Consider the following 2,983-nt stretch of genomic DNA (forward strand, 5'->3'; position numbering starts at 1 on the left):
ACCCCCGAAACCCTGGGACGGCGTGCGCGACTGTGTGGTGTTCGGCGATATCGCACCGCAGGCCATGGGCGCGATGGTGCCGGTGGATTCCGACCTGCAGATGGGCGAGGACTGTCTGTGGGTCAACGTCTGGTCACCGCGGCCCGAGCCCAGCGACGACGCACCACGTCCGGTCATGGTCTGGGTGCACGGCGGCGCCTACTGCCTCGGCACCGCCGCCCAGACCATCTATGACGGACGCAAGCTGGCCGAGGCGGGCGACGTGGTGGTCGTCTCGGTGAACTACCGAATCGGGGTGTTCGGCTTCCTCGATCTGTCCTCGTTCGGTGAGCAGTTCACCGCGAACCTCGGCCTGCACGATCAGCTCGCCGCCCTCGCGTGGGTGCGAGACAATATCGCCGCCTTCGGTGGTGATCCGGGCAATGTGACCCTCTTCGGTGAGTCCTCGGGCGCGGGATGTGTCACCGCGCTGCTCACCTCGCCCGCCGCGGCCGGGCTGTTCCACAAGGCGATCGCTCAGAGTCCGCCCGCTACCACGGTTTTCGGGCGGGAACGGGCGGCGGTCGTCGGGCAGCGCTATCTCGAGCTGCTCGAACTCGGGCCCGGCGAGGCGAATCGGTTGCTGGAATTGCCGATCGAACAGCTCGTCGAGATCGGGTCCGTGCTGCTGGACGAGGTGCCCATCAAGGAACCGGGCAGGCTCGCCGCGGCACCGGTCGTCGACGCGGACCTGTTGCCCGGCTACCCGATCGACCGATTCCAGCAGGGACATTCGCATCGGGTGCCGTTGCTGATCGGCACCAATCGCGATGAGGCGTCGCTGTTTCGGGTGCTGCGCTCACCGATCATGCCGGTGACGCCCGACGCGGTGAACGCGATGCTGCGCGACGTCGCCGCCTCGCATCCGGAGATGTCGCCCGAGCGGATCGCCGAGATCACCTCCGCCTACCCTGACCTCACCAAAACCCGTGGCGCACTGGCGATGTCGACCGACGCGGCCTTCCGGATGCCCGCGGCCTGGGTCGCCGAGGGGCATGCCCAGCATTCGCCGACCTGGATGTACCGCTTCGACTACGCCACCCCGATGTTGAAGGCGGCCAGGGTGGGAGCCGGTCACGCCACCGAATTGCCGTATGTCTTCGGCAATTTCGGCACCTTGAACCACGACCCCACCTTCTGGCTCGGTGGACGCAAGGCCTCGGTCGCGGTCTCGGGCCGCATGCAGCGCCGCTGGCTGGCCTTCGCCGAACACAGTGTCCCCGCCGCCATCGACGGCTCCAAACACTGGCCCCGCTACCGCCCCACCGCCCGCACCACCCTGCTCATCGACACCATCGACCGCATCGTGGACAACCCCGACGCCGACCTCCACACCGCCTGGGGCGACCACGCCGTCGGCTTCAGCTAGACCCGGCGCGAGCGCGTTCGATCTCGTTGATGTGGGTCTCGGTCCACTGCCGCAGGGCGGAGATCGGCTCGGCGAGGCTGCGACCCAGCGCGGTGAGTGCGTAGTCGACCCTGGGCGGAATCGTGGGATACACCGTGCGGGTGACGAATCCGTCGGCCTCGAGACTGCGCAACGTCTGGGTGAGCATCTTCTGGGAGACGCCCTCGATACGCCGGCTGAGGTCGGTGTAGCGCTGCGTGCCGTCGAGGAGCGCGTCGATCACCAGGATCGTCCATTTGCCCGCGATGTGATCGAGCACCTGCCGGGTCGGGCACTTCGCCGAGTAGGCGTCGGCGGGCAGGCCCGAGGACTCCGCGAAGGTTGTCATCGGGGGATAGTAACGCACTATTTAGTGCCTACTTCCCAATGGAGAGTGACTCTCCGATAGTGGGTGCATGACATCGAAAACTCTGTCGGTCGCCGAAGCGATCCGCACCCGTCGCACCGTCCGCCACTACCGCCCGGATCCGGTTTCGACGACCGATCTCGAGGTGCTGCTCGATCTCGCCATCGAGGCGCCCACCAGCTGGAACTTGCAGGATCGCGCCATCGTCGCCATCACGAGCGAGGCAGGTCGGGCCGGTCTGGCCTGGGCGACCGGTGACCAGCCCCAATCGCGGGAGGCGCCACTGATGCTGGTGTTCGTCGCCGAACCGGAGTCCTGGCGCGCGGACCACCGCGACGTCTACGACCAGGCTCGCGGCAACGGCGCGTGGACCGAGGAGTTCATCGAGATGTTCGCCTCGGCGTCACACGAGTTCCAGACCGATCTCGCGCGGCGCGGGCTACTGCGTGAGTACGCGGTCAAGGACGCCATGATCGCGGCGACCTACGTGATGCTGGCGGCCACCGAGCTGGGGCTGGCCACCGCACCGATGAACGGCTGGGACGAAGCGAAGGTGAAGAAGACGATCGGGATCGGCGACCGTGACGATCTCGCGATCGCGCTGCTGCTGGCGGTCGGTCATCCGGCCGAGCGACGTGAGCATCCGGGTCGCCGGGCCAGGGAGCGCAATGTCTTCCGTGAGGCGTATGGGCTCGCGTGAACAGCACGACGCCGGGTCGTCGGCCGAGGGAATCGGCGGTGACCCGGCGTCGCGAGGGTCAGACGTCGGTGGAGAAGCGGATGCCGCCGTCGGGGATGACCACGCCGGGCCACACCCGGGCGCCACGCAGGAGCTCGCAGCGGGCGCCGACATTGGCGCCGTCACCGATCACACCGTCGCGAACCAGTGCGCGGGGGCCGATGCGGGCACCGAAGCCGATGATCGAGCGTTCGACGGTAGCGCCCGCCTCGACCACCGCGCCGTCGAAGATCACCGCGCCGTCCAGTCGCGCACCCGCGCCGATTTCCGCGCCGCGCCCGACCACGGTCCCGCCGATCAGCAGCGCGCCCGGTGCCACACCCGCGCCGGGGTGGACAAGAGACTCGCCACGCTGGCCGGGCAGAGCGGGGGAGGGAGCGATGCCGCGGACCAGGTCCGCGGAGCCTCGCACGAAGTCCTCCGGGGTGCCCATATCGCGCCAGTAGGAGGC

General features: G+C 68.5%; 3 protein-coding genes and 1 pseudogene. 2 read left to right on the top strand and 2 right to left on the bottom strand.

The annotated features are described in order from the left end of the window. Positions 1 to 1,408 (top strand): carboxylesterase/lipase family protein (locus tag ACFWF3_RS30420; protein WP_379317115.1); only part of this gene is annotated, 1,408 nt, incomplete at its 5' end. On the opposite strand, the gene ACFWF3_RS30425 is transcribed toward ACFWF3_RS30420, so the two are convergent. Then, on the bottom strand, positions 1,401 to 1,775 hold the full coding sequence (locus ACFWF3_RS30425) for a winged helix-turn-helix transcriptional regulator (protein ID WP_379317117.1): 375 nt from the start codon (positions 1,773 to 1,775) through the stop codon (positions 1,401 to 1,403). The genes ACFWF3_RS30420 and ACFWF3_RS30425 overlap by 8 nt on opposite strands. A gap of 67 nt (positions 1,776 to 1,842) precedes the next feature. On the opposite strand from ACFWF3_RS30425, the gene ACFWF3_RS30430 reads away from it, so the two are divergent. Beyond that, entirely contained in the window at positions 1,843 to 2,493 is a 651-nt protein-coding gene (locus tag ACFWF3_RS30430) for a nitroreductase family protein (protein WP_379317119.1), read from the top strand. Positions 2,494 to 2,551: 58 nt separating this feature from the next. Here ACFWF3_RS30430 and ACFWF3_RS30435 read toward each other — a convergent pair. After that, positions 2,552 to 2,983 (bottom strand): annotated as a pseudogene (locus ACFWF3_RS30435) (NDP-sugar synthase); the annotation flags it as partial.

The organism is Nocardia sp. NPDC060220, from assembly GCF_042727815.1.
Taxonomy (GTDB): domain Bacteria; phylum Actinomycetota; class Actinomycetes; order Mycobacteriales; family Mycobacteriaceae; genus Nocardia.